The following is a 25,473-nucleotide window of genomic DNA, read 5'->3' on the forward strand; positions in this document are numbered from 1 at the left end:
CGCGAATTTGCCGGAGGCAAAGGTTGTTCCGTCCGCCGAGGGTGCGCCTTGCCCTCAGCCCGAAAGCTTCACGATCGCCACCTCGCCCTCGAGCGCCGTCTGGTAGGCGGAGGCGTGGGGCTCCTCGTCCGGAATTTCGGTAATCATGCCGATCTGGTCGAGATCGGCTTCCGAATAGCCTTCGTTTGCCAGCGCGTTCAGCGTGTTGCGTACGGCGGTATCCTCGTCCGGGGCGGCGATGAGCACATGCACTTCCGCCTCACCGTTCCATTCGTGATAGACCTTGCCGGTGATGATGAAGACCATGCGCTCGCCGTCGCTGGTGTAGCCGGGAATAGCGATCATGTTTTCTGCCTCTCGTTTCCGTTCGGCCCTTCTTTTCACAAGACGAGGGCAATTGAAAGTTGGCGATCCGGCGATTGGCGCGGGCCCGTCTTGAAATCGCCGTCCTTCGGGGGTAGATGAGAGCTCAACCGTGATCACAAGGGACGTGCCGCCAATGATTTCTCACCTGAAGACAGCAAACACACTGGCTTTACGGGAGAACTCTTTATTATGCACGCGACCATCACGCTTTCCGGCCTGTCCTTCACAACTGCTGACGGCCATTCTCTTTTCAATAATCTCGACGCTGTCTTCGGCCCGGGGCTGACCGGGCTTGTCGGGCGCAATGGCGTCGGCAAGACAACGCTGCTGAAGCTGATCGCTGGCGAGATCGCGCCATCGTCCGGCACTGTCTCCGTTGCGGGCCGGCTCGCGCTCTTTGACCAGACGGTTCGACCCGAAAACGGCGAGACGCTTGCCGACTGTTTCGCGATTACGGCCATGCTTGAGATGATCAGGGAGGCCAGCGAGGGCAGGGCAAGCCTCGAGACCATGGGCCGCATTGACTGGCTCGCCGAGGAAAAGGCAGTCGCCGCCCTGTCCCGGTTCGCCATCGCCTATCCGCTGACGACCCCGCTTGTCAGCCTTTCCGGCGGCGAGCTGACGCGGGCGCGGCTGGCGGCGCTCATTTATGACGATCCGGACTTCATCCTGCTCGATGAACCGACCAACAATCTCGACGCGGCCGGGCGAAAGCTTCTCATGGACTTTCTTGGCGGCTGGCGCGGCGGAGCGCTGGTGGTCAGCCATGACCGCGAACTGCTGGAAGCGATGATGGAAATCGCGGAGCTGACCAGCCTCGGCATTACGCGCTATGGCGGCAATTACAGCTTCTATGAAGGGGAAAAGGCTGCCGAAATCGAAAACCGCGAACGAAGATTGAGCGAAGCGGAGCGAGAGGTGCGGCAGGCGTCCGCGGCCGCGCGCCAGCGGGCGGAACGCAAGGCGCGCACCGATGCCAAGGGGCGCAAGGCGCGCAAGCGCAACGACATGCCGAAAATGGTGCTCGACGGCATGAAGGCGCAGTCCGAGGCAACGGCAGCCCGGCAGAACGCGCTCAAAGAGCGGCAGGCCGAAAAGGCGGCGGAGGCGCTCAGCGAGGCCAAGGCGCGCCTCGAGGTGGTCGCGCCCTTTGCAATCACCCTCCCGCCCTCGGGGCTTGCCGCCGGGCGGCGGCTGCTGAAGGCGGACCACCTGGCCGGCGGCTATGATGCCCAAGCGCCGCTCTTCCGCGATCTTTCCTTCGAGATGACCGGGCCCGAGCGCGTGGCCATCGAAGGCGGCAACGGTGCCGGCAAGTCGACGCTGGTAAAGACGCTTTCGGGCGGGCTACGGCCGCTTGGCGGAACGGCGGAGATCTGCGTGCCCTTTGCGCTCTTCGACCAGGCGGTGTCCCTGCTCGATCGCGGGGCGAGCGTGCGCGACAATTTCAGGCGCCTCAACCCGCATGACGGCGAGAATGCCTGCCGGGCGGCGCTTGCGCGGTTCCGTTTCCGCGCCGACGAGGCGCTGAAACGGGTTGTCGATCTGAGCGGCGGCGAATTGCTGCGGGCGGGGCTCGCCGTCGCGATCGGCGGAAGCCGTCCGGCGCAGCTCCTGATCCTCGACGAGCCGACCAACCACCTCGACCTTGAAAGCCTGGCGACGCTGGAGGCGGGCCTCAACGCCTATGACGGCGCGCTCCTCGTCATCAGCCACGACCGCGTGTTTCTGGAGAGAATCGGCGTTGCGACGCGGATCGTGCTTTCCGGCGAAGGCGCGGCCCGGCGACAGAATATTGCGTCGGACGCGCCTTGAGAGCCGTCAATATTGCCCGATGCGCCATGGCCGCCCGCAAAGGAGGCGTCGCAGGCCCGGAGATTCCAGAATTTCGGGGCTTTGGGCTTGACGGCATTAACCGAAATGAGTATGTCGGCGCCAACAGAACCCATGTGAGGCATGGCCGTTCGGGAAGCCAAATGTCCCGGAGTTCACCTCAGACTAGGTTCTCATACAGCACGTTGAAGATCAAATGCTGCACGCATGACGCGGCAAGGCGCCTGTGTCCTCTGCTTTAAGGTCCATCTGCCGGGTAGGCGGGTCGGGCCGTGCTTGTGCGCATATAGACGCTGAAAGTGCTTCTGTTCGCCGGTGACGGCATTGAAATGCCCCATAAGGGCGACGAGACACGAATTCTAAAGGGATGGGTATATGCCTACCGTAAACCAACTGATCCGCAAGCCGCGCCAGCCCCAGGTCAAGCGGAACAAGGTTCCCGCGCTGGAACAGAACCCGCAGAAGCGCGGCGTCTGCACGCGCGTCTACACCACGACGCCGAAGAAGCCGAACTCGGCTCTGCGTAAGGTTGCCAAGATCCGCCTGACCAATGGCTTCGAAGTCATCGGCTACATTCCGGGCGAAGGCCACAACCTGCAGGAACACTCCGTCGTCATGATTCGCGGCGGCCGCGTCAAGGACTTGCCGGGTGTGCGTTACCACATCATCCGCGGTGTTCTCGACACGCAGGGCGTCAAGAACCGTAAGCAGCGCCGTTCGAAATACGGTGCCAAGCGTCCGAAGTAATTCGGTTTTCATTCTTCTGGCGCTGCGCGAGGTTCTCCGCGTTTTAAGCGCCGCAACTGTTGAGAGACAAAAGCATGTCACGACGCCACAGCGCAGAAAAGCGTGAGATCAACCCGGATCCCAAATTTGGCGATCTGGTGATCAGTAAGTTCATGAATGCCATCATGCTGCATGGCAAGAAGTCGGTCGCCGAGACGATCGTCTACGGCGCGCTCGACGCCGTCGAGGGCAAGATGAAGCAGGACCCGATCGAGGTCTTTCATCAGGCGCTCGAAAACGTCGCGCCGCACGTTGAAGTCCGCTCGCGCCGCGTTGGCGGTGCGACCTACCAGGTTCCGGTCGACGTCCGTCCCGAGCGCCGTCAGGCGCTCGCCATCCGCTGGCTGATCGCGGCCGCGCGCAAGCGTAACGAAACCACCATGATCGAGCGCCTGTCCGGCGAGCTCATGGATGCTGCGAACAACCGGGGTTCTGCCGTCAAGAAGCGTGAAGACACGCACAAGATGGCCGACGCCAACCGCGCATTCTCCCATTACCGCTGGTAATTCAGATACGAGGGAAGGCCTAACATCATGGCTCGCGAATATAAAATCGAAGATTACCGTAATTTCGGTATCATGGCGCACATCGACGCTGGCAAGACCACGACGACCGAGCGCATCCTCTTCTACACCGGCAAGTCCCACAAGATCGGTGAAGTTCACGACGGCGCGGCCACGATGGACTGGATGGAGCAGGAGCAGGAGCGTGGCATCACGATCACCTCAGCTGCCACCACCACCTTCTGGCAGGGCCGCGACGGCAAGAAGCGCCGCTTCAACATCATCGACACCCCCGGACACGTCGACTTCACCATCGAAGTCGAGCGTTCGCTGCGCGTGCTCGACGGTGCGGTCGCCCTTCTCGACGCCAATGCCGGCGTCGAGCCGCAGACGGAAACCGTCTGGCGCCAGGCCGACAAGTACAACGTTCCGCGCATGATCTTCTGCAACAAGATGGACAAGATCGGCGCCGACTTCTATCGCTCGGTCGAGATGGTCAAGTCCCGTCTCGGAGCGACACCGGTTGTCATTCAGCTCCCGATCGGCGCCGAAAACGACTTTGCCGGCGTGATCGACCTGATCGAGATGAAGGCGCTTGTCTGGGATGGCGAACACCTCGGCGCGCAGTGGGATATCACGGATATTCCGGCTGACATGAAGGACAAGGCCGAAGAGTGGCGCGAAGCGATGATCGAGGCGGTCGTCGAGATCGACGAAGCCGCCATGGAAGCCTATCTCGAAGGCGAAATGCCGGACAATGACACGATCCGCAAGCTCCTCCGCAAGGGCACGATCGGCGTTCAGTTCTTCCCGATGCTGTGCGGCTCGGCTTTCAAGAACAAGGGCGTCCAGCCGCTTCTCGACGCCGTCGTCGACTTCCTGCCGTCGCCGATCGACATCGAGTCGATCAAGGGTATCGACGTCAAGACCGAAGCCGATATCGAGCGCCACGCTGATGACAACGAACCGCTTTCGATGCTGGCGTTCAAGATCATGAACGACCCCTTCGTCGGTTCGCTGACCTTCTGCCGCGTCTATTCGGGCAAGCTCGAAAAGGGCTCCTCGGTGATGAACACGGTCAAGGAAAAGCGCGAGCGCGTCGGCCGCATGCTGCAGATGCATTCGAACTCGCGTTCGGACATCGAGGAAGCCTATGCCGGTGACATCGTTGCGCTTGCCGGGCTGAAGGAAACCACCACCGGTGACACGCTCTGCGACCCGCTGAAGCCCGTTATTCTGGAGCGGATGGAATTCCCCGAGCCGGTCATCCGCATCGCGATCGAGCCGAAGACCAAGGCCGACCAGGAGAAGATGGGCATCGCGCTCAACCGTCTCGCTGCCGAAGACCCGTCCTTCCGCGTGTTCTCCGACGAGGAGAGCGGTCAGACGATCATCGCCGGCATGGGCGAGCTTCACCTCGACATTCTCGTCGATCGCATGAAGCGCGAGTTCAAGGTCGAGGCCAATGTCGGCGCGCCGCAGGTTGCCTACCGCGAAACGATCACGCAGGCCCACGAAGAAGACTACACCCACAAGAAGCAGTCGGGTGGTTCGGGTCAGTTCGCCCGCGTCAAGATCATCTTCGAACCCAATCCGGACGGCGAGGATTTCGTTTTCGAATCCAAGATCGTCGGCGGCTCGGTTCCGAAGGAATACATCCCCGGTGTCCAGAAGGGTATCGAAAGCGTTCTGTCGTCGGGTCCGCTCGCCGGCTTCCCGATGCTCGGCATCAAGGCCACCCTCGTCGACGGCGCCTACCACGATGTCGACTCCTCGGTCCTCGCCTTCGAAATCGCCGCGCGCGCCTGCTTCCGCGAAGCTGCCCGCAAGGCCGGCGCCCAGCTCCTCGAGCCAATCATGAGCGTCGAGGTGGTGACCCCGGAAGATTACGTTGGCGACGTCATCGGCGACCTGAACTCCCGTCGCGGCCAGATCCAGGGCCAGGAGCCGCGCGGCAACGCAACGGTCATCGAGGCCGAGGTTCCGCTCGCGAACATGTTCAAGTATGTCGACACGCTGCGTTCGATGTCTCAGGGCCGCGCGCAGTACACGATGACCTTCGATCACAACGCGCCGGTCCCCTCGAACGTCGCGCAGGAAATTCAGGCGAAGTATTCCGGTTCGAAGTAACCGGGGTCGTCACCTTAACGAGTTGGCCCCCTTGCGGGGTCTGGAAAGAATAGGAGCCTAAAATGGCAAAGGCAAAGTTTGAGCGGAGCAAACCGCACGTCAACATCGGCACGATCGGTCACGTTGACCACGGCAAGACGACACTGACGGCTGCGATCACGAAGTTCTTCGGTGACTTCCGTGCGTATGACCAGATCGACGCGGCGCCGGAAGAAAAGGCGCGCGGCATCACCATTTCGACGGCGCACGTCGAATATGAGACCGACAAGCGTCACTACGCCCATGTCGACTGCCCCGGCCACGCCGACTATGTGAAGAACATGATCACCGGCGCTGCGCAGATGGACGGCGCGATCCTGGTATGCTCGGCCGCCGACGGCCCGATGCCGCAGACCCGCGAGCACATCCTGCTTGCCCGTCAGGTCGGCGTTCCGGCGATCGTCGTCTTCCTCAACAAGGTCGACCAGGTCGACGACGAGGAGCTGCTCGAGCTCGTCGAGATGGAAGTGCGCGAGCTGCTGGACTCTTACGAGTTCCCCGGCGACGAAATCCCGATCATCAAGGGTTCGGCTCTTGCCGCTCTGGAAGACAGCAACAAGGAAATCGGCGAAGACGCGATCCGCGCGCTGATGGCGGCCGTGGACGACTATGTCCCGACGCCCGAGCGTCCGGTTGACCAGCCCTTCCTGATGCCGATCGAGGACGTGTTCTCGATCTCCGGCCGCGGCACGGTCGTGACCGGCCGCGTCGAGCGCGGCATCGTCAAGGTTGGCGAGGAAGTCGAGATCGTCGGCATCAAGGCGACGCAGAAGACGACGGTGACCGGCGTTGAAATGTTCCGCAAGCTGCTCGACCAGGGCCAGGCCGGCGACAACATCGGCGCGCTGATCCGCGGCATCAACCGCGACCAGGTCGAGCGTGGCCAGATCCTGTGCAAGCCCGGTTCGGTGACGCCGCACACGAAGTTCAAGGCAGAAGCCTACATCCTGACGAAGGATGAGGGCGGCCGCCACACGCCGTTCTTCACCAACTACCGTCCGCAGTTCTACTTCCGCACGACGGACGTGACGGGTGTCGTCACGCTTCCGGAAGGCACGGAAATGGTTATGCCGGGCGACAACGTCACGGTTGACGTCGAGCTGATCGTTCCGATCGCGATGGAAGAAAAGCTGCGCTTCGCCATCCGCGAAGGCGGCCGCACCGTCGGCGCCGGCATCGTGGCATCGATCGTCGAGTAATCGACGCGCGACAGGCACTTTGATTGCGAGGTAGGGACGGGGCAACCTGTCCCTACTTTTGAAGATTGAAGAGAGCGGTCGAAGTTCAACGAATGCGCCTGATCGATGACGAGAAGGCGGGAAGAATAAGAAGACAAGGACGAGTCGCATGAACGGCCAGAATATCCGCATCCGCCTGAAGGCGTTTGATCACCGGATCCTTGATGCCTCCACGCGTGAGATCGTTTCCACGGCCAAGCGTACGGGCGCGAATGTGCGCGGTCCGGTTCCGCTGCCGACCCGGATCGAGAAGTTCACGGTCAACCGTGGTCCGCATATCGACAAGAAGAGCCGCGAGCAGTTTGAAATGCGCACCCACAAGCGCCTGCTCGACATTGTCGATCCGACCCCCCAGACGGTCGATGCTCTGATGAAGCTCGATCTGGCTGCCGGCGTCGACGTCGAAATCAAGCTCTGATCTTTCAGGGTAGGGATAATTAAACGGGACCAATCGCTGCGCGCGCCTTGATGCGATGCGCATGACGTCCCAAACAGAGACACGCCGGGACCGCAAGGGCCTGGCCGGAACTCTAAAAGGAACGAACCGATGCGTTCAGGTGTAATAGCACAGAAGGTGGGAATGACCCGCGTCTTCAATGACGCAGGAGAGCATATCCCGGTAACAGTTTTGCGAATGGACGGCTGCCAGGTCGTCGCAACGCGCACGAAAGACAAAAACGGCTATACGGCTGTTCAGCTCGGTGCTGGCCGTTCGAAGGTCAAGAACACGTCGAAGGCGCTGCGCGGCCATTTTGCCAAGGGCTCTGTCGAACCCAAGGCCAAGCTGGTCGAGTTCCGCGTTTCCGAAGACAACCTGCTCGAGATCGGCGCCGAACTGACGGCCGGCCATTTCGTGTCGGGTCAGCTCGTCGACGTGACCGGCACCACCATCGGTAAGGGTTTTGCCGGTGCGATGAAGCGCCACAACTTCGGCGGCCTGCGCGCCACCCACGGTGTCTCGATCTCGCACCGTTCGCATGGTTCGACCGGTTCCAACCAGGATCCGGGCAAGGTCTGGAAGGGCAAGAAGATGGCTGGTCACATGGGCCAGACCCGCGTCACCACCCAGAACCTCGAAGTCGTCCGCACCGATGAAGAGCGCGGTCTGATCCTCGTCAAGGGAGCCGTTCCCGGTTCCAAGGGCGCCTGGATCACGGTTCGCGACGCTGTGAAGTCCGGTGTGCCTGAAAATGCGCCGCGGCCCGCCGGCCTGCGCGCGGCTGAAACCAATGGAGCCGAGTAATGGATCTCACCGTCAAAACACTTGAGGGCAAGGACGCCGGCAAGGTCAGCCTGAAGGACGAGATCTTCGGCCTGGAACCGCGCGAAGACATCCTCGCCCGCATGGTTCGCTATCAGCTGGCAAAGAAGCGCCAGGGCAGCCACAAGGTCAAGGGTCGTTCGGAAGTCGCTCTGACCGGCGCCAAGATGTACAAGCAGAAGGGCACGGGCAATGCCCGCCACCACGCCAAGCGTGCGCCGCAGTTCCGCGGCGGTGGTCGCGCCCACGGCCCGGTTGTTCGCGACCATGCGCATGACCTGCCGAAGAAGCTTCGCGCGCTGGCCCTGAAACATGCGCTTTCGGCCAAGGCCAAGGGCGAGAACATCATCATTGTCGATGACCTCGTCGCCAAGGAAGCAAAGACCAAGGCGCTCATCGCGCAGTTTGCCGGCCTCGGCCTGGAAAACGCTCTGATCATCGGCGGTTCGGAAGTCGACGGCAACTTCAAGCTTGCCGCGCGCAACATTCCGAATATCGATGTTCTGCCGGTTCAGGGCATCAATGTTTACGACATTCTGCGCCGCGGAAAGCTCGTGCTTTCCAAGTCCGCAGTCGAAGCTCTGGAGGAGCGGTTCAAATGAGCGATATCCGCCATTACGACGTGATCGTTTCGCCGGTCATTACCGAGAAGTCGACGCTGGTTTCGGACAATAACCAGGTTGTCTTCAACGTTGCCAAGAATGCGAGCAAGCCCGAGATCAAGGCCGCTGTCGAAGAGCTCTTCGGCGTCAAGGTCAAGTCCGTGAACACGCTCGTGCGCAAGGGCAAGATCAAGCGCTTCCGGAATTTCTCCGGCAAGCAGAAGGACGTCAAGAAGGCGATCGTCACGCTGGCCGAAGGTCAGTCCGTAGACGTGACGACCGGCGTTTGAAACAGACCCGGTAGGGTAAAGACCCAATAGGGAATGAGAAAATGGCATTGAAAACATTCAATCCGACAACGCCGAGCCAGCGCCAACTGGTAATCGTCGAGCGTTCGGAGCTTTACAAGGGCAAGCCCGTCAAGGCGTTGACGCAGGGCCTGTCTTCGAAAGGCGGTCGTAACAACTACGGCCGCGTGACGGCCCGCTTCCAGGGCGGCGGTCACAAGCGCACCTACCGCATGATCGACTTCAAGCGCCGCAAGTTCGGCGTCGAGGGCACGGTCGAGCGTCTGGAATACGACCCCAACCGGTCGGCTTTCATCGCGCTCATCAACTATGCGGACGGCGAGCTTGCCTATATCCTGGCGCCGCAGCGTCTGGCCGTTGGCGACAAGGTTCTCGCCGCCGACAGCGCGATCGACGTGAAGCCCGGCAATGCGATGCCGCTGCAGAACATTCCGGTCGGCTCGATCGTGCACAACGTCGAGATGAAGCCGGGCAAGGGCGGCCAGATCGCCCGTTCGGCAGGCACCTATGTGCAGCTCGTCGGCCGCGACCAGGGCATGGCGATCCTTCGCCTGAACTCCGGCGAACAGCGTCTCGTGCCTGGCTCTTGCCTTGCTTCGATCGGCGCTGTATCGAACCCCGACCATTCCAACACGAATGACGGCAAGGCCGGTCGTTCGCGCTGGCGGGGCAAGCGTCCGCATGTTCGCGGCGTCGTCATGAACCCGATCGACCACCCGCACGGTGGTGGTGAAGGCCGTACATCCGGTGGTCGCCACCCTGTTTCGCCCTGGGGCAAGCCCACCAAGGGCAAGCGCACGCGCAAGAACAAGTCGACAGACAAGTTCATCATGCGCTCGCGCCACCAGAAGAAGAAGTAAGAGAGGTAGTCTGAAATGGCTCGTTCAGTATGGAAGGGACCGTTTGTTGACGGCTATCTTCTCAAGAAGGCTGAGAAGGTGCGTGAAGGCGGTCGCCACGAAGTGATCAAGATCTGGAGCCGCCGTTCCACGATCATGCCGCAGTTCGTCGGCCTGACCTTCGGCGTCTACAATGGTTCCAAGCACATTCCGGTCTCCGTGTCGGAAGAGATGGTCGGCCACAAGTTCGGTGAATTTGCACCGACGCGGACCTATTACGGTCACGGCGCCGACAAGAAGGCGAAGAGGAAGTAACAATGGGCAAGGCAAAAGCCGCACGCCGGCTTAAGGAAAACGAGGCGCAGGCCGTTACGCGCACGATCCGCGTCAGCCCGCAGAAGCTCAACCTCGTCGCCGCCATGATCCGCGGCAAGAAGGTTGACCGGGCCCTGGCCGATCTCGAATTCTCGCAGAAGCGGGTTTCCGGGACCGTCCGCAAGACGCTCGAATCGGCCATCGCCAATGCTGAAAACAACCACGACCTCGACGTTGACCAGCTCATCGTCGCGGAAGCCTATGTCGGCAAGTCGATTGTCGCCAAGCGCTTCATGGTCCGTGGCCGGGGCCGCGCATCGCGCATCCTCAAGCCGTTTTCGCATCTGACGATCGTCGTCCGTGAAGTCGAAGAGGAGGCCGCATAATGGGTCAGAAAATCAATCCGATCGGTTTCCGTCTCGGCGTCAACCGCACCTGGGACAGCCGCTGGTTCGCTGACAATCACGAATACGGCAAGCTGCTCCACGAAGACCTGAAGATCCGCAGCTACATCCAGAAGGAACTGAAGCAGGCGGGTGTTTCCAAGGTCGTTATCGAGCGTCCGCACAAGAAGTGCCGCGTGACCATCCATTCGGCGCGTCCGGGCCTGATCATCGGCAAGAAGGGCGCGGACATCGAGAAGCTGCGCAGCAAGCTTGCGACGATGACCGACTCGGAAATGCACCTCAACATCGTTGAAGTGCGCAAGCCGGAAACTGACGCCACGCTGGTCGCGCAGTCGATCGCGCAGCAGCTGGAACGCCGTATTGCCTTCCGCCGCGCCATGAAGCGCTCGGTGCAGTCGGCCATGCGTCTCGGCGCAGAGGGCATCCGCATCGTCTGCTCGGGCCGTCTCGGCGGCGCCGAGATCGCGCGGACCGAATGGTACCGCGAAGGCCGCGTTCCGCTTCACACGCTGCGCGCCGACATCGACTACGGCACGGCCGAAGCTGAAACCGCATACGGCATTTGCGGCATCAAGGTCTGGGTCTTCAAGGGCGAAATCCTTGAGCACGATCCGATGGCCTCCGAGCGTCGCGCGACCGAGGGCGACAACAAGGGTAACAGCGGCAACAATCGCCGCCGCGAAAACGCCTGACAACGGCGTTTTCCGCGAAGTTCGGAGATAGAAGAAAATGTTGCAGCCAAAGCGTACAAAGTACCGCAAGCAGTTCAAGGGCCGCATCCATGGCGCAGCCAAGGGCGGCAGCGATCTGGCTTTCGGTGAATATGGGCTGAAGGCGCAGGAACCCAACCGCGTCAACGCGCGCGAGATCGAGGCGGCCCGCCGCGCGATCACCCGTCACATGAAGCGTGCCGGTCGCGTGTGGATCCGTATCTTTCCTGACACGCCGGTCACCTCCAAGCCGACCGAAGTGCGTATGGGTAAGGGCAAGGGCGGCGTCGATTACTGGGCGGCCCGCGTGAAGCCCGGCCGGATCATGTTCGAAATCGATGGTGTGAGCGAAGACATTGCTCGTGAAGCCCTGCGCCTCGGCGCGGCCAAGCTTTCGGTCAAGACGCGCTTCATCCAGCGTATCGCAGAGTAAGGAGTGGTACCGATGAAAACTTCTGACGTACACGCCATGACCGAAGACCAGCTCAAGGACGAGCTCGCCAAGCTCAAGAAGGAGCAGTTCAACCTGCGCTTCCAGAAGGCGACCGGACAGCTGGAAAAAACGGCGCGCATCAAGGAAGTGCGCCGCGACATCGCGCGTGTGAAAACCATTGCTGCCCAGAAGGCGGCGGCCGCCAAGGCCTGAGAACTATAGAGGACCGACAAGAAAATGCCTAAACGCATCCTGCAAGGCGTTGTCGTCAGCGACAAGAACGATAAAACGGTCGTAGTCCGGGTTGAGCGTCGTTTCGCCCACCCGCTGATGCAGAAGACTGTACGCCGCTCGAAAAAGTACAAGGCGCATGACGCCGAAAACCAGTACAAGATCGGGGATACCGTATTCATCGAGGAATGCGCGCCGATCTCCAAGGACAAGCGCTGGACGGTGGTCTCCGCCCAGGCCTGACTTTTAAAATTGAACAGCTATTTCGCCCGGGCCCTTGCGCTTTGGCGAAATATCTGTATGTAGCACGGCATCGAGATGCGGGGGCGTCCGGCAACGGGCGGCCTTTTCCGTAAGGGCTTTCCCCTTCGAAAGGGGCCCCGGGCCCCGAAAGACGCTACAAGAAGACGCTCTGGCTCTTGCACGCGGTGCAGGCCCCGAAAGAAATCCTTTTCGGGCCGCATGGTTTTGAAAGTGCTGGACAGGAAATTCGAGCGACCGCCGGGTCAGGTTTTGGCAGGGCGGGCGCTTTGATACGTGTCGATTAAGCTGGTCTAGGGGGCAGAGGTGCCCAACCGGGCCGGTAACAACAAGAAGGCGACCTGATATGATTCAGATGCAAACAAACCTCGACGTGGCGGATAATTCCGGCGCGCGTCGTGTCATGTGCATCAAGGTTCTGGGCGGCTCCAAGCGTAAATATGCCTCTATCGGCGACATCATCGTCGTTTCGGTGAAAGAGGCTGTTCCGCGCGGACGCGTCAAGAAGGGCGATGTGATGAAGGCCGTTGTCGTTCGCACGGCAAAGGACATCCGCCGCGCTGACGGCTCCGTCATCCGCTTCGACAGCAATGCTGCCGTTCTGATCAACAACAACAAAGAGCCGATTGGTACGCGTATCTTCGGGCCGGTTCCGCGCGAGCTGCGTGGCAAGAGCCATATGAAGATCATCTCCCTGGCTCCGGAAGTTCTGTAAGGGAGCGCGGAACATGCAGAGAATCAAAAAGGGCGACAAGGTCGTCGTGATCGCCGGCAAGGACAAGGGCCGCACCGGTGAAGTCGTACAGGTTTTCCCGAAGGAAGACCGCGCCGTCGTTTCGGGCATCAATGTCGTGCGTCGCCACCAGCGGCAGACGCAGACCACCGAAGCCGGCATCATCACCAAGGAAGCGCCGGTTCACCTTTCGAACCTCGCGATCGCCGATCCGAAGGACGGCAAGCCGACTCGCGTTGGCTTCAAGGTCGAGGGTGAGAAGAAGGTCCGCTATGCAAAGCGTTCGGGAGAAGTGATCGATGGCTGAAGCAAAGTATGAGCCGCGCCTGAAGACGGTTTTCAACGAAAAGATCCGCGCTGAGCTGCAGGAGAGCTTTTCTTACGCCAACCCGATGATGATCCCGCGCCTCGACAAGGTCGTGATCAACATGGGCGTCGGCGAGGCTGTCGGCGATTCGAAGAAGCCGACCAATGCCGCAGCTGACCTCTCGGCGATCGCCGGCCAGAAGGCCGTGATCACCCATGCGCGCAACTCCATCGCCGGCTTCAAGGTCCGCGAGGGCATGCCGATCGGCGCCAAGGTGACGCTGCGCGGCGACCGCATGTATGAATTCGTTGACCGCCTGGTGAACATCGCGCTGCCGCGCGTTCGCGACTTCCGCGGCCTCAATCCGAAGAGCTTTGACGGCCGTGGCAACTTCGCCATGGGCATCAAGGAACACATCGTGTTCCCCGAGATCGAATACGACAAGGTCGATCAGATGTGGGGCATGGACATCATCGTTTGCACGACGGCGAACACGGACGACGAAGCACGGGCGCTCTTGACAGCGTTCAACTTCCCGTTCCGCAAATAACCGTAACGACGAGCGTAGAAAAGGAAAACGACATGGCGAAAGTAAGCGCAGTCGAAAAGAACAAGCGCCGCCGCAAGACGGTCGCCCGGGACGCAGAGAAGCGTGCCGCGCTGAAGGCGATCATCAAGAACCAGGAGCTGCCGATCGAAGAGCGGTTCCGCGCTTCCCTGAAGCTGGCGGACATGCCCCGCGACGGCTCCAAGACGCGTATCCGCAACCGCTGCGAAGTATCCGGCCGTCCGCGTGCGTATTACCGCAAGCTGGGCATGTCCCGTATCGCGCTGCGTGATCTCGGCAACACCGGCAAGGTGCCGGGCGTCGTCAAGTCGAGCTGGTAAGGAGGCGTCCAATGGCAATGTCTGATCCCCTGGGCGATATGCTCACCCGTATCCGCAACGGCGCCTCGCGTCGCAAGTCCTCCGTGACGACGCCGGCTTCCAAGCTGCGCGCCCACGTTCTGGACGTGCTGCAGGCCGAAGGCTACATCCGCGGCTACACCCAGACCGAATTCGAGAACGGCAAGTCCGAGATCGAAATCGAGCTGAAATACTACGAAAACGCGTCCGTGATCCGCGAGATCGCCCGCGTTTCCAAGCCGGGCCGCCGGGTCTATGTCTCGGTCAAGTCCATTCCGCAGGTCGCAAACGGTCTGGGTATCACGATCCTTTCCACCCCCAAGGGTGTGATGGCTGATCACCAGGCGCGCGAACAGAATGTCGGTGGCGAGGTTCTCTGCTCGGTCTTCTAAGATCCGGGTCGTTCCTCCTAACGAAACAGACAGGTAGAGAAAATGTCTCGTATCGGTAAAAAGCCCGTTCAGGTTCCGGCTGGTGTGACTGCGACCGTAGAAGGCCAGAAAGTCACAGCCAAGGGCCCCAAGGGCGAGCTCTCCTTCGTCGCCAATGACGAAGTGAGCGTCAAGCTCGAGGACAACGCGATCGTTGTTTCCCCGATCAACCAGTCCAAGGACGCCCGCTCCAAGTGGGGCATGTCCCGGACCATGGTTGAGAACATCATCAATGGTGTCACCAAAGGCTACGAGCGCAAGCTCGAGATCAACGGCGTTGGCTACCGCGCGGCCATGCAGGGCAAGAACCTGCAGCTGTCGCTCGGCTTCTCCCACGAAGTTGTCTATCAGCCGCCGGAAGGCATCACGATTGCCTGCCCGAAGCCGACGGAAATCACCGTCACCGGCATCGACAAGCAGGTCGTCGGCCAGGTCGCTGCGAACATTCGCGAATATCGCGGTCCCGAGCCCTACAAGGGCAAGGGCGTGAAATACGCGGAAGAGCGCATCGTCCGCAAGGAAGGCAAGAAGAAGTAAGGAACACGCGTTATGGCTAGCAGGAAAGAAACCATTGCACGCCGCGCCAGCCGCGTGCGCCGCCAGGTCAAGAAAGTGGCAAACGGCCGTCCGCGTCTGTCGGTTTACCGTTCGTCCAAGAACATCTACGCCCAGATCATCGACGATACGGCCGGCCGCACGCTGGCTTCCGCCTCGACGCTCGACGCTTCGCTCAAGTCTTCGCTGAAGACCGGCGCGGACCGCGAGGCCGCCGAAGCCGTCGGCAAGCTCGTTGCCGAGCGCGCCACCAAGGCGGGCGTCAAGGAAGTCGTGTTCGATCGCGGCGCCTTCATCTTTCACGGTCGCATCAAGGCTCTGGCCGACGGCGCCCGCGAAGGTGGCCTGAGCTTCTGATGAAGCTTCGAGCGCCCCTCATCGAGAGGGCGCTCCCGATATCCGGCCAAGGCGATACTGTCTCTTCGGAACTCAAGTCGCCTTCGGTCACACACCGGCCGCCCCTCGCCAGAAATGGCGGAAGCGGCTTTCACATTTGCCGATTGCACCCGGAAAAGAAAAAGGAACAGGACAATGGCACAGGACAGACGGGGATCGCGCGACGATCGCCAGAACAGGGATGAGCGCGACAGCGAATTCGTTGACAAGCTCGTTGCCATCAATCGCGTGGCCAAGACCGTCAAGGGCGGCCGCCGCATGGGCTTTGCAGCGCTCGTCGTCGTTGGTGACGGCAAGGGCCGCGTCGGCTTCGGCCATGGCAAGGCGCGCGAAGTGCCGGAAGCCATCCGCAAGGCGACGGAAGCCGCCAAACGCGAGATGATTTTCGTGCCGCTGCGCGACGGTCGTACGCTGCATCACGACGTCAAGGGCCGCCACGGCGCCGGCAAGGTTCTGCTGCGCACCGCCAAGGCCGGTACCGGCATCATCGCCGGCGGTCCGATGCGCGCCGTTTTCGAAACCCTGGGCGTTGCCGATGTGGTTGCGAAGTCGACCGGTTCGTCCAACCCCTACAACATGGTCCGCGCCACCTTTGATGCCCTGAAGAGCCAGATGCATCCGAAGGACATCGCAGCGCAGCGCGGCCTCAAATACGCCACGCTCCAGGCTCGCCGCCAGGCCGCCGGCGCTGTTGTCGACGAGTAAGAGAGGCGAACATGGCCAAGGCTAGCACCAAGAAGACTGTCACCGTTGAGCAGATCGGCAGCCCGATCCGCCGTCCCGCCGTCCAGCGCCAGACGCTGATCGGTCTCGGCCTCAACAAGATGCATCGCGTCCGCACCCTGGAAGATACGCCTGCTGTGCGCGGCATGATCAACAAGGTGTCCCATCTCGTGCGCGTCGTCGACGAGAAGTGAGACGGGAGAAGATTATGAAACTCAACGAAATCAAGGACCGCGAAGGCGCAACCCACGCCAAGAAGCGCGTCGGCCGCGGCATCGGCTCGGGCTCCGGCAAGACCGGCGGCCGCGGCGTCAAGGGTCAGAAGTCGCGTTCGGGCGTTGCCATCAACGGTTTCGAAGGCGGCCAGATGCCCATCTACCGCCGTCTGCCGAAGCGCGGCTTCACCAACATCTTCGCCAAGGACTTCGTCGAGGTCTCGCTCGGCCGCCTGCAGGCCGCCGTCGATGCCAAGAAGCTGGACGCGAAGACCACGGTGACCGCCGAAGTACTGAAGGAAGCCGGCGTGATTCGCCGCGTGAAGGACGGTGTTCGCATCCTGTCCGACGGCGAACTGAAGGCGAAGCTCACGCTTGAGGTCGCCGGTGCTTCGAAGCCGGCGATCGAGAAGATCGAGAAGGCCGGCGGTTCGATAACCGTGCTGGCCGGCGCGACGAACGCCGAGTAAAAGCGCTGAATTGAAAAATGATCGCCCGGAGTGCTTCACACCGGGCGTTTTTTCTTCCATATGTGCCTCGACCACCGGCCGGCCCGATCGTTCGTGTCCTGCGGGTGGTTTATCGCGAATGCCGGTGAGCGCCCCTGAAGGGCAGCATCTCGGCTGAGGCGATCTGGCACTTAATCGCACCGGGCGCCTGTCGCGGCCGTGCGGCGACGCGGAGATACGCATGGCTTCTGCAGCGGAACAACTTGCATCCAATCTCAATTTCTCGACCTTCGCGAAGGCGACGGACCTGAAGAAGCGCATCTGGTTTACGCTTCTCGCGCTCCTCGTCTATCGGCTCGGCACGCATATTCCGCTTCCCGGCATCAATCTCGATGCCTATGCGCAGGCCTTTCAGGGCCAGTCCGAAGGTATTCTGGGCATGTTCAACATGTTCTCGGGCGGCGCAGTCCAACGCATGGCGATCTTCGCGCTCGGCATCATGCCCTATATTTCGGCCTCCATCATCGTGCAGCTTCTGACGGCCGTGGTGCCCTCGCTTGAAGCGCTGAAGAAGGAAGGCGAGCAAGGCCGCAAGATCATCAACCAGTACACCCGCTACGGCACGGTGGTGCTCGCGACCGCCCAGGCCTACGGCATCGCCATTGGCCTGCAGTCGGGCAATAATCTGGTCACCGATCCGGGCTGGTTCTTCATCCTGTCGAGCGTCGTCACGCTGGTTGGCGGCACGATGTTCCTGATGTGGCTCGGCGAGCAGATCACCTCGCGCGGCATTGGCAACGGCATTTCGCTGATCATCTTCGCCGGCATCGTCGCCGGCCTGCCGGCTGCCGTCGGCAACCTTCTTGAACTGTCGCGCGTCGGTTCGATCTCGGCCTTCGTCGCCGTCGGCATTCTGGTCGTCGTGGTCGCCATTTTCGCGCTGATCGTCTTCGTCGAGCGGGCGCAGCGTCGTCTGCTGATCCAGTATCCGAAGCGCCAGGTCGGCAACCGCATGTTCCAGGGCGATACGTCGCACCTGCCGCTGAAGCTCAACACCTCGGGCGTGATCCCGGCGATCTTCGCGTCTTCGCTGCTGCTGCTTCCGGCGACGCTTGCAGGCTTTTCCTCCAGCGAGCTGCCGAGCTGGGCGACGGCGACGATCGCGGCGCTCGGCCACGGCCAGGCGCTCTACATGGTCGCCTACGGCGCGCTGATCGCGTTCTTTGCGTTCTTCTACACCGCCATCGTCTTCAACCCGAAGGAGACGGCGGACAATCTGAAGCGCCATGGCGGCTTCATTCCGGGCATCCGTCCGGGCGAGCGTACGGCCGAGTACATAGACTATGTTCTGACTCGCATTACGGTGGTCGGTGCGATCTATCTGGTGTTCGTGTGCATCCTGCCGGAAATCCTGGTGGCGCGCACGGGCGTCTCGCTGGCGCTGGGCGGCACGTCGCTGCTCATCATCGTCAGCGTCACGCTGGACACCGTATCGCAGATACAGGGACATCTGATCGCCCAGCAGTATGAGGGGCTGATCAAGAAATCGAAATTGCGGGGAGGAAAGAGGGGACGATGAGACTTATACTTCTGGGACCGCCCGGCGCCGGCAAGGGAACGCAGGCGCAGCGTATCGTGGCCAATCATGGCATTCCGCAGCTCTCGACGGGGGACATGCTGCGCGCCGCCGTGGCCGCGGAGACCGAAGTCGGCAAGAAGGCCAAGGCGGTCATGGATGCCGGCGGTCTTGTCTCGGATGATATCGTGATCGCCATCGTCTCGGAGCGAATCGATCAGGACGACTGCAAGGACGGCTTCATCCTTGACGGCTTTCCGCGCACGCTGGTGCAGGCGGATGCCACCGAAAAGATGCTGTCCGCCAAGGGCATCGAACTCGACGCAGTCATCGAGATCCAGGTTGACGACGAGACTCTGACGGAGCGAATCGCCGGGCGCTATAGCTGCGCCAATTGCGGCGCCGGCTACCATGACGAGTTCCACAAGCCGAAGGTGGAGGGCGTTTGCGACAAGTGCGGCTCGACCGAGTTCAAGCGTCGACCGGACGACAACCGCGAGACGGTGGAGAAGCGCCTGAAGGCCTATTACAAGGAGACGGCGCCGCTGATCGGCTATTATTATGCCAAGGGCAAGCTGAGCTCCGTCGACGGCATGGCCGACATGGACACCGTGACCGCCAGCATCGAGAAAGTTCTGGCGAGCGCGTGATTCCCGCCGCGGCTTCCCGGCTGACGATCCGCGCCGGCCGGCAAACATGAATTCTGTACGCCCGGAGGCTCTCACGGTCTTCGGGCGGCACAAAAGTGAAGGAAACGGTTGCATTGAAGCGCTGTTTCCGCTATGAGCGCTCCAACTCGCGACATGGGGCAGAACCGTCAAGGTCCTTTTTGATTTCGAACAGGACGGGTTTTGCCACGGGAAGATGTTGCGCAAGAGCTGTTTGAGGCGGGCTTCCCGTCGATAAGAAACCGGCAGTTTCCGCTAGCTGCCCAATAGACAATGCTTAAGGAGAATCGGCGTGGCTCGTATTGCTGGCGTCAACATCCCGACTGCCAAGCGCGTTGTAATCGCGCTGCAGTATATCCACGGGATCGGACCGAAATTCGCGCAGGACATCTGCACGGCAGCCAACATTCCGGCAGAACGCCGGGTGCATGAGCTGACGGATGCGGAAGTTCTGCAGATCCGTGAACAGATCGACCGCGACTACATGGTCGAAGGCGACCTGCGTCGCGAGAACTCGATGAACATCAAGCGCCTGATGGACCTTGGCTGCTACCGCGGCCTGCGTCACCGTCGCGGCCTTCCGGTTCACGGCCAGCGCACGCATACCAATGCCCGCACCCGTAAGGGTCCGGCAAAGGCGATTGCAGGCAAGAAGAAGTAATCTACGGAATATTTTCATTCCGGAACAAGCCGGCGGTTTCACGCCGGCTTTCTGCGTAGATGATCGGGGCCTTGCAAAAGGTCCGGTCGGTGGAGCCGCTGGGACTACGGCGGTGAAGAGATCAACGAAAGGGAAGTCATGGCCAAGGAAGCCACCCGCGTTCGCCGCCGCGAGCGCAAGAATATCTCGTCGGGCGTCGCCCACGTCAATTCGTCGTTCAACAACACGATGATCACCATCACGGATGCACAGGGCAATGCCATTGCCTGGTCGTCCGCCGGTGCCAAGGGCTTCAAGGGTTCGCGCAAGTCGACCCCGTTTGCAGCCCAGATCGCTGCCGAAGACTGCGCCAAGAAGGCTCAGGAACACGGCATGAAGTCGCTGGAAGTCGAAGTTTGCGGTCCCGGTTCCGGTCGCGAATCGGCTCTGCGCGCGCTCCAGGCTGCCGGTTTCGTCATCACATCGATCCGCGATGTGACGCCGATCCCGCACAATGGTTGCCGCCCGCGCAAGAAGCGCCGCGTTTAATCGTCTGTCATTTTGCTCCGGCGTCTCGGCAATGAAGCGCCGGTTCTACGAAGCTCGGCCGTCACGATTGGATAGTGCGGCGAACGAAAGGTAGAAACATGATCCAGAAAAACTGGCAGGAACTGATCAAGCCCTCGAAGGTGGAGTTCACCTCCAGCGGGGCCAAGAAGGTGACGCTCGTCGCCGAGCCGCTGGAACGCGGCTTCGGCCTGACGCTCGGCAACGCGCTGCGTCGCGTTCTCTTGTCGTCGCTGCGCGGCGCCGCCGTCACCGCCGTCCAGATCGACGGCGTGCTGCACGAATTCTCCTCGATCCCGGGCGTCCGCGAGGACGTGACGGACATCGTGCTGAACATCAAGGAAATCGCCATCCGCATGGAAGGCGATGAAGCCAAGCGCATGGTCGTGCGCAAGCAGGGGCCGGGCGTGGTGACTGCGGGCGACATCCAGACCGTCGGCGATATCGAGATCCTCAATCCGGGCCTCGTTATCTGCACGCTGGATGAAGCGGCTGAAATCCGCATGGAGTTCACGGTCAACAACGGCAAGGGCTATGTGCCGGCCGAGCGCAACCGCTCGGAAGACGCGCCGATCGGACTGATCCCGGTCGATAGCCTGTATTCGCCGATCCGCAAGGTCTCCTACAAGGTCGAAAACACCCGTGAGGGCCAGGTTCTCGACTATGACAAGCTTCTGATGACGATCGAGACGGATGGTTCGGTCTCCGGTGAAGACGCGGTTGCCTTCGCGGCCCGCATTCTCCAGGACCAGCTTTCGGTCTTCGTCAACTTCGAGGAGCCGCAGAAGGATCAGGAAGAGGACGATGTTACCGAACTCGCCTTCAACCCGGCCCTTCTCAAGAAGGTCGACGAACTGGAGCTTTCGGTCCGTTCGGCCAACTGCCTGAAGAACGACAATATCGTCTATATCGGCGATCTCATCCAGAAGACCGAAGCCGAAATGCTGCGCACGCCGAATTTTGGTCGGAAGTCTCTGAACGAGATCAAGGAAGTGCTGGCCTCCATGGGCCTGCATCTGGGCATGGAAGTGCCGGCCTGGCCGCCGGAAAATATCGAGGACCTCGCCAAGCGGTACGAGGATCAGTACTAACCAGTCATACTGCGGGCAACTGCCTGCAAGTGAAGGAGACTAGCAATGCGCCATAAGAATGCAGGCCGCAAGCTGAACAGAACGGCAAGCCATCGCAAGGCGATGTTTGCAAACATGGCTGTTTCGCTCATCACCCATGAGCAGATCGTCACCACTCTGCCGAAGGCGAAGGAAATTCGCCCGATCGTCGAAAAGCTGATCACGCTCGGCAAGCGCGGCGATCTGCATGCCCGCCGTCAGGCGATCTCGCAGGTCAAGGATGTCGAGGCCGTCAAGAAGCTGTTCGACGTTCTCGCTCCGCGCTACAGCGAGCGCAACGGCGGCTACACCCGCATCATGAAGGCCGGCTTCCGCTATGGCGACAATGCCGCGCTCGCCGTCATCGAGTTCGTTGACCGTGATGCCGACGCCAAGGGCGCTGCCGACAAGGCCCGCGCCGAAGCCGAAGCGGAAATGGAAGCCGCGTAAGACGCGTCTTTCGTGAGCGATGAATTGAAAAGCCGGGGGCGCGAGCCTCCGGCTTTTTTGCTGGTGCGCACGCGCGTTCTCGGGGCATGGCGGATTGAAATCCGGCGGCGCGGCGGCATGACGCGCCAGCCGGGGAGGGGATGCGTGATCCACGCGCGCCGACGATGACCGAATCAAAAAGGCCGCGGCGGGAAAACCGCAGCGGCCTTTTTTGATCCCGGGCGAAACTACTGAAGGGCGCGCAGCAATTGCGGCGTGGGCCAGCCGTCGGCGGGCATGCCGAGCTGCATCTGGACCGAGCGGACCGCATCGCGGGTTCCGGCGCCGAGAATGCCGTCGATCTTGCCGACGTCAAAACCCTTGCGCGACAGGATGGTCTGCAGCTGTTTCATCTGGCTGTCGGAAAGGCCCGGATCGGGATTGCCCTTGTCATAGGCCGGAGCCCCCTCGAACCGGGTCGCGAAATAGGCGACCGAAGTCGTGTAGATGAAAGACTGGTTCCACTCCAGATAGACATTGAAGTTCGGATAGGCGAGGAAGGCCGGGCCCTTGCGGCCCTGCGGCATCAGCAGCGCCGTCGGCAGGTTGGCGAAGCGCGTGTTGCCGTCGCGCGGCTGGACGCCGAGCTTGAACCACTGGCCGGCCGTCAGGCCGCCGCCGAAGCCGGTCTTGTCCCAGGGCAGGTTGCCCGGCAGCGTCACTTCCTGGATCCAGGGTTCGCCCGCGCGCCAGCCGAGGCTGCGGATGAAGTTGGCGGCCGTCAGCAGAGCGTCGGGGGCGCTCTTCTTGACGCGGACATGCCCGTCGCCGTCGCCGTCGACGCCGTAGCGGATGATGTCTTCCGGCAGCATCTGCACCTGGCCGAGTTCGCCGGCCCACGCGCCGGTCTCCGTCGCCGGATCGAAATCGCCATGCTGGGTCATCTCGATCAGCGCCAACAGCTGCGGACGGAAAATTTCCGGACGGCGGCAGTCGTAGGAAAGGGTCACCAGCGCATCGCGTGTGTTGAAATTGCCCTGGACGGCGCCGAAGTCGGTCTCCATCGCCCAGAAGGCCGTGAGTACGCCGGCCGGAACGCCGAATTCGCGCCGGGCGCGATCGAAAGTCCCGGCATATTGCTGGATCTTCTGCTTGCCGATATTCAGGCGGGCCGAACTGCCGGTGCGCTGGGAGAATTCGAGGAAGGTCTGCTTGAAGACGCCCTGGGCGCGGTCCATCTTGAGCACGCTCTGGCTCACCGAAGCGCCGGAAAGCACGGCATCGGCCGCGCTCGGCGAAAGCCCGCGCTGCACGGCTTCGGATTTCACGCCGGACAGAAAGCGCGAGAAATCGCCGCCGCATTGCTGGGCGGCGGCGGAGCCGGCAAAGAGCGAAGTAAAACCGGCGGCCACCACAACCGCTCGGATGGTTCTGGAAATCATGGGCGTCTCCTCAAGTAAACCTCGGCCAGCCATGGCCGGCGGGCGCGCAAATATGCTCCGCAACCTATATCAGACCACCTAAGCTTTCATTAAGAGGGCGCTGAAGCAACCTGGCCGGTGATCACGCGCGCGTGATCACGACGTGCCACGCATAGCCGCGGCCGATGGCCTCAAAGCGGAAATCAGCGCGGCGCGCGGCAGCCTCAGCCTGTAGCACACCGTGGAGCTTTGCGCGCGGGGTCACATGGAAGTGCCCGAGCCAGCGGTGAAGACCGGCACGGAAAAGACGCGGCAGTCCCTCCTGCTGGCCGAAATCGACGACATGCAGCGATCCGCCGCTGTTGAGGGCATCGAGCGCGGCGGAGACGGCAAGCGGCCATTGCGGGATCATCGACAACGCATAGGAGATGACGATGCGGTCGAAGCCGGCAACGCCAAAGCCTGCCGCTGAGAAATGGCAGGCGTCCGCGGCCAGGAGCAACGGCCTGGCGTCGCTTCCCGCGAAATTCGCCCGCGCGGAGATCAGCATCTCCTCGGAGATATCAAGGCCGTAAAGGCGCGCGTCGGGATAGCGGGCGGCGATCTTCCTGAGATTGCGCCCCGTGCCGCAGGCGACTTCGAGCACCGTTCCGCCTTCGGGCACCGCAAGCCTGTCGATCATCCGGTCGCGGCCGAAGAGGTAGTATTTGCGGGTGAGATCGTAGATGTGCCGCTGATAGCGATACATCGCGTCCATGGCTTCGGCCTGGTTGCCGGCGGTCTCGTGAGCGTCGGCCATATCAGACCTTTTCATAGATGTGGAAGCCGCCATAGATGGCCGAACGGTCCATCATCCCGAGCTCGCGCGAGGTCGCCTCGAGATAACGCCAGCCTGCTGCGCTCTCGTCCGCCAGGCGACCCTCGATCACCGAAGGTTCGGCGGCCGTGCGGAAAATGACGCGGGCGCCGTCGCGCGCGGTGCGGGTGATCTCGCGCCAGAGGTCGTTCAACTGGCCGTCATTCATCCAGTCCTGAGCATCAAGCAGCACATAGCGGTCCACGCTCGCTGCCGGCTTTTCCCGCAACAACTCGGTGAAGCTTGCGTGATGCACGCTCGCCCGGTCCGCATTGTCGCGGATCAGCGGGAAGGCTTCGCGTTGCAGGTAGGTCGGCATCGGGCCTTCCCCGTCGTTCGGATAGGCGCGGGCGAAGGCCTGCCAGGCGAAATAATTGTCCTTCAGCGAAAAATGGCAGGCGAGCTTTTCCAGCCTTTGGCAAAGCACCGAGGCCAGCGTTCCGTCGGTGCTGGCGCGGGCAAGCTCCTCATACTGGCGCGGCGGAATGCCGAGGCCGAACAGCGAGGACTTGCGCGACGTGGTCCAGCGAATGAGCGGCTTGTCGAACAGCGGCGCGATTTTTTCCTGGAAGAAACGGCGCTGCTCGCGCAGCGACTTCGCCTCCGTCAGTTCGGAAATCTTCACGCCGTGCAGCCGGGCCACGACATGGCCCGCGCCGATAAAGTTGCCGAGCAGGCCCGTGCGGTAGATGTTGCGCTCGAACACGGTGATGCGCCGTCGGCCGAGGCTGTCCCGGCTTTCCCAGTACTTGCGGGTCTCTGCGTCGAGATGAGGCGCAATATGGGTGTCGTAGAGCCGCACGTTGCCCTTCGCGCCATTGCCGAAGAGCCGGAGCACGGCCTCATGGTCCGGCAGCCGCTTAAAGGCGGTGAGCTTCAGCCGGTTGAGGGCGATGTGGTGGGTGTTGAGATCGACGACATCGATACGGTCCGGCGCGCGGGTCAGGTAGGCCAGCACATTGCAGCCGCCGGAACCGATGGTGACGACGCGATGCTCCGGTCCGAGTTCCATCGCCGCGATATCGACATCCGGATCCTCCCAGATCTGCGGGTAGACGAGGCCGGAAAACAAAAGGCCGAAGAAACGTTCCGAAAACCCTTCCTTCGAAAAGGCCTTGTGCTGCAGAAGGGCCGCGTTCAGCCGGCTGGTCTTCTCGGTCTGGCGGAAATCCTGTTCGGCAGTGCTCATCGGCGGCTCCGTCGCTGACGGCGCGCGGACGCGCGCCTCCT

36 protein-coding genes are annotated in these 25,473 nt (G+C 61.7%); 32 read left to right on the forward strand and 4 right to left on the reverse strand.

All coding sequences use genetic code 11. The features are described from left to right. Window positions 1-54: 54 nt before the first annotated feature. On the reverse strand, window positions 55-345 hold the full coding sequence (locus JET14_RS06810; RefSeq protein ID WP_200337372.1) for a transcriptional regulator: 291 nt from the start codon (window positions 343-345) through the stop codon (window positions 55-57). A 210-nt stretch (window positions 346-555) separates the two neighbouring features. Between JET14_RS06810 and JET14_RS06815 the strand changes: the two genes are divergently transcribed. From JET14_RS06815 to rplQ, 32 genes are all read left to right on the forward strand, one after another. Continuing rightward, window positions 556-2,181 carry an ABC-F family ATP-binding cassette domain-containing protein gene (locus tag JET14_RS06815; protein WP_200337373.1) on the forward strand — a complete coding sequence of 542 codons (1,626 nt, stop codon included), beginning with the start codon at window positions 556-558 and terminating at the stop codon, window positions 2,179-2,181. Between the two features lie 393 nt (window positions 2,182-2,574). Next, window positions 2,575-2,946, forward strand: coding sequence for a 30S ribosomal protein S12 (rpsL, locus tag JET14_RS06820; protein WP_018065617.1), 372 nt, complete (start codon window positions 2,575-2,577; stop codon window positions 2,944-2,946). A gap of 74 nt (window positions 2,947-3,020) precedes the next feature. Next, window positions 3,021-3,491, forward strand: coding sequence for a 30S ribosomal protein S7 (rpsG, locus tag JET14_RS06825; protein WP_138748384.1), 471 nt, complete (start codon window positions 3,021-3,023; stop codon window positions 3,489-3,491). A 27-nt stretch (window positions 3,492-3,518) separates the two neighbouring features. Next, window positions 3,519-5,618, forward strand: a complete 2,100-nt coding sequence (gene fusA / locus JET14_RS06830) for an elongation factor G (protein WP_200337374.1) — start codon at window positions 3,519-3,521, stop codon at window positions 5,616-5,618. A 62-nt stretch (window positions 5,619-5,680) separates the two neighbouring features. Further along, a complete protein-coding gene (gene tuf, locus JET14_RS06835; protein WP_200334074.1) occupies window positions 5,681-6,856 on the forward strand; it encodes an elongation factor Tu in 1,176 nt (391 codons plus the stop codon). Between the two features lie 148 nt (window positions 6,857-7,004). Further along, window positions 7,005-7,313 (forward strand): 30S ribosomal protein S10, encoded by a 309-nt coding sequence (rpsJ, locus tag JET14_RS06840; RefSeq protein WP_018065614.1) that lies wholly within the window; start codon window positions 7,005-7,007, stop codon window positions 7,311-7,313. Window positions 7,314-7,442: 129 nt separating this feature from the next. Continuing rightward, window positions 7,443-8,138: a 50S ribosomal protein L3 gene (rplC, locus tag JET14_RS06845; RefSeq protein WP_024708109.1), complete on the forward strand. Its 696-nt coding sequence runs from the start codon at window positions 7,443-7,445 to the stop codon at window positions 8,136-8,138. Next, window positions 8,138-8,758 carry a 50S ribosomal protein L4 gene (gene rplD, locus JET14_RS06850; protein WP_200337375.1) on the forward strand — a complete coding sequence of 207 codons (621 nt, stop codon included), beginning with the start codon at window positions 8,138-8,140 and terminating at the stop codon, window positions 8,756-8,758. The genes rplC and rplD overlap by 1 nt, the downstream gene beginning before the upstream one ends. Next, entirely contained in the window at window positions 8,755-9,048 is a 294-nt protein-coding gene (locus JET14_RS06855; RefSeq protein WP_024708107.1) for a 50S ribosomal protein L23, read from the forward strand. Before rplD ends, JET14_RS06855 begins: the two co-directional genes overlap by 4 nt. A 41-nt stretch (window positions 9,049-9,089) precedes the next feature. Next, window positions 9,090-9,926 (forward strand): 50S ribosomal protein L2, encoded by an 837-nt coding sequence (gene rplB / locus JET14_RS06860; protein ID WP_138748389.1) that lies wholly within the window; start codon window positions 9,090-9,092, stop codon window positions 9,924-9,926. A gap of 15 nt (window positions 9,927-9,941) precedes the next feature. Continuing rightward, window positions 9,942-10,220 carry a 30S ribosomal protein S19 gene (rpsS, locus tag JET14_RS06865; protein WP_024708105.1) on the forward strand — a complete coding sequence of 93 codons (279 nt, stop codon included), beginning with the start codon at window positions 9,942-9,944 and terminating at the stop codon, window positions 10,218-10,220. 2 nt (window positions 10,221-10,222) lie between these two features. After that, on the forward strand, window positions 10,223-10,606 hold the full coding sequence (gene rplV, locus JET14_RS06870) for a 50S ribosomal protein L22 (RefSeq protein ID WP_200337376.1): 384 nt from the start codon (window positions 10,223-10,225) through the stop codon (window positions 10,604-10,606). Continuing rightward, a complete protein-coding gene (gene rpsC, locus JET14_RS06875) occupies window positions 10,606-11,319 on the forward strand; it encodes a 30S ribosomal protein S3 (protein WP_200337377.1) in 714 nt (237 codons plus the stop codon). The genes rplV and rpsC overlap by 1 nt, the downstream gene beginning before the upstream one ends. A gap of 37 nt (window positions 11,320-11,356) precedes the next feature. Further along, complete coding sequence (gene rplP, locus JET14_RS06880; RefSeq protein WP_024708102.1) at window positions 11,357-11,770, forward strand: 50S ribosomal protein L16; 414 nt, start codon at window positions 11,357-11,359, stop codon at window positions 11,768-11,770. A gap of 12 nt (window positions 11,771-11,782) precedes the next feature. Next, window positions 11,783-11,983: a 50S ribosomal protein L29 gene (rpmC, locus tag JET14_RS06885; protein WP_024708101.1), complete on the forward strand. Its 201-nt coding sequence runs from the start codon at window positions 11,783-11,785 to the stop codon at window positions 11,981-11,983. A gap of 24 nt (window positions 11,984-12,007) precedes the next feature. Next, complete coding sequence (gene rpsQ / locus JET14_RS06890) at window positions 12,008-12,244, forward strand: 30S ribosomal protein S17 (RefSeq protein WP_024708100.1); 237 nt, start codon at window positions 12,008-12,010, stop codon at window positions 12,242-12,244. Between the two features lie 364 nt (window positions 12,245-12,608). Beyond that, window positions 12,609-12,977: a 50S ribosomal protein L14 gene (gene rplN / locus JET14_RS06895; RefSeq protein ID WP_024708099.1), complete on the forward strand. Its 369-nt coding sequence runs from the start codon at window positions 12,609-12,611 to the stop codon at window positions 12,975-12,977. A gap of 13 nt (window positions 12,978-12,990) precedes the next feature. Further along, a complete protein-coding gene (rplX, locus tag JET14_RS06900) occupies window positions 12,991-13,302 on the forward strand; it encodes a 50S ribosomal protein L24 (RefSeq protein ID WP_024708098.1) in 312 nt (103 codons plus the stop codon). Continuing rightward, on the forward strand, window positions 13,295-13,852 hold the full coding sequence (gene rplE, locus JET14_RS06905) for a 50S ribosomal protein L5 (RefSeq protein WP_024708097.1): 558 nt from the start codon (window positions 13,295-13,297) through the stop codon (window positions 13,850-13,852). Before rplX ends, rplE begins: the two co-directional genes overlap by 8 nt. A gap of 32 nt (window positions 13,853-13,884) precedes the next feature. Continuing rightward, complete coding sequence (rpsN, locus tag JET14_RS06910) at window positions 13,885-14,190, forward strand: 30S ribosomal protein S14 (RefSeq protein ID WP_138748395.1); 306 nt, start codon at window positions 13,885-13,887, stop codon at window positions 14,188-14,190. A gap of 11 nt (window positions 14,191-14,201) precedes the next feature. After that, window positions 14,202-14,600, forward strand: coding sequence for a 30S ribosomal protein S8 (gene rpsH / locus JET14_RS06915; RefSeq protein WP_024708095.1), 399 nt, complete (start codon window positions 14,202-14,204; stop codon window positions 14,598-14,600). Window positions 14,601-14,642: 42 nt separating this feature from the next. Further along, complete coding sequence (gene rplF, locus JET14_RS06920) at window positions 14,643-15,176, forward strand: 50S ribosomal protein L6 (protein ID WP_200337378.1); 534 nt, start codon at window positions 14,643-14,645, stop codon at window positions 15,174-15,176. A gap of 12 nt (window positions 15,177-15,188) precedes the next feature. Continuing rightward, window positions 15,189-15,551: a 50S ribosomal protein L18 gene (gene rplR / locus JET14_RS06925; protein ID WP_200337379.1), complete on the forward strand. Its 363-nt coding sequence runs from the start codon at window positions 15,189-15,191 to the stop codon at window positions 15,549-15,551. A gap of 174 nt (window positions 15,552-15,725) precedes the next feature. Next, window positions 15,726-16,295 (forward strand): 30S ribosomal protein S5, encoded by a 570-nt coding sequence (rpsE, locus tag JET14_RS06930; RefSeq protein ID WP_183489667.1) that lies wholly within the window; start codon window positions 15,726-15,728, stop codon window positions 16,293-16,295. A gap of 11 nt (window positions 16,296-16,306) precedes the next feature. Beyond that, entirely contained in the window at window positions 16,307-16,507 is a 201-nt protein-coding gene (gene rpmD, locus JET14_RS06935) for a 50S ribosomal protein L30 (RefSeq protein ID WP_024708091.1), read from the forward strand. A gap of 14 nt (window positions 16,508-16,521) precedes the next feature. Next, window positions 16,522-16,998, forward strand: coding sequence for a 50S ribosomal protein L15 (gene rplO / locus JET14_RS06940; RefSeq protein ID WP_200337380.1), 477 nt, complete (start codon window positions 16,522-16,524; stop codon window positions 16,996-16,998). A 220-nt stretch (window positions 16,999-17,218) separates the two neighbouring features. Then, window positions 17,219-18,556 carry a preprotein translocase subunit SecY gene (secY, locus tag JET14_RS06945; protein WP_200337381.1) on the forward strand — a complete coding sequence of 446 codons (1,338 nt, stop codon included), beginning with the start codon at window positions 17,219-17,221 and terminating at the stop codon, window positions 18,554-18,556. Beyond that, window positions 18,553-19,203: an adenylate kinase gene (locus tag JET14_RS06950; protein WP_024708088.1), complete on the forward strand. Its 651-nt coding sequence runs from the start codon at window positions 18,553-18,555 to the stop codon at window positions 19,201-19,203. Before secY ends, JET14_RS06950 begins: the two co-directional genes overlap by 4 nt. Window positions 19,204-19,513: 310 nt before the next feature. Then, complete coding sequence (rpsM, locus tag JET14_RS06955; RefSeq protein WP_024708087.1) at window positions 19,514-19,882, forward strand: 30S ribosomal protein S13; 369 nt, start codon at window positions 19,514-19,516, stop codon at window positions 19,880-19,882. Between the two features lie 138 nt (window positions 19,883-20,020). Further along, complete coding sequence (gene rpsK, locus JET14_RS06960; protein WP_018065590.1) at window positions 20,021-20,410, forward strand: 30S ribosomal protein S11; 390 nt, start codon at window positions 20,021-20,023, stop codon at window positions 20,408-20,410. Window positions 20,411-20,508: 98 nt separating this feature from the next. After that, on the forward strand, window positions 20,509-21,519 hold the full coding sequence (locus tag JET14_RS06965; RefSeq protein ID WP_138748399.1) for a DNA-directed RNA polymerase subunit alpha: 1,011 nt from the start codon (window positions 20,509-20,511) through the stop codon (window positions 21,517-21,519). Window positions 21,520-21,564: 45 nt separating this feature from the next. Next, window positions 21,565-21,987, forward strand: coding sequence for a 50S ribosomal protein L17 (rplQ, locus tag JET14_RS06970; RefSeq protein WP_200337382.1), 423 nt, complete (start codon window positions 21,565-21,567; stop codon window positions 21,985-21,987). A 227-nt stretch (window positions 21,988-22,214) separates the two neighbouring features. On the opposite strand, the gene JET14_RS06975 is transcribed toward rplQ, so the two are convergent. The 3 genes from JET14_RS06975 to JET14_RS06985 all read right to left on the reverse strand — a co-directional run bounded on the left by JET14_RS06975 (window position 22,215) and on the right by JET14_RS06985 (window position 25,432). Then, entirely contained in the window at window positions 22,215-23,408 is a 1,194-nt protein-coding gene (locus tag JET14_RS06975; protein ID WP_200337383.1) for a lytic murein transglycosylase, read from the reverse strand. A 121-nt stretch (window positions 23,409-23,529) separates the two neighbouring features. Next, the gene (locus JET14_RS06980; RefSeq protein WP_200337384.1) at window positions 23,530-24,186 is read right to left on the reverse strand and encodes a class I SAM-dependent methyltransferase; all 657 of its coding nucleotides are present in this window, start codon (window positions 24,184-24,186) and stop codon (window positions 23,530-23,532) included. A 1-nt stretch (window position 24,187) separates the two neighbouring features. Next, entirely contained in the window at window positions 24,188-25,432 is a 1,245-nt protein-coding gene (locus tag JET14_RS06985; protein WP_200337385.1) for a DUF3419 family protein, read from the reverse strand. Window positions 25,433-25,473: the final 41 nt, after the last annotated feature.

Source organism: Martelella lutilitoris, assembly GCF_016598595.1.
GTDB classification, from domain to species: Bacteria; Pseudomonadota; Alphaproteobacteria; order Rhizobiales; family Rhizobiaceae; genus Martelella; species Martelella lutilitoris_A.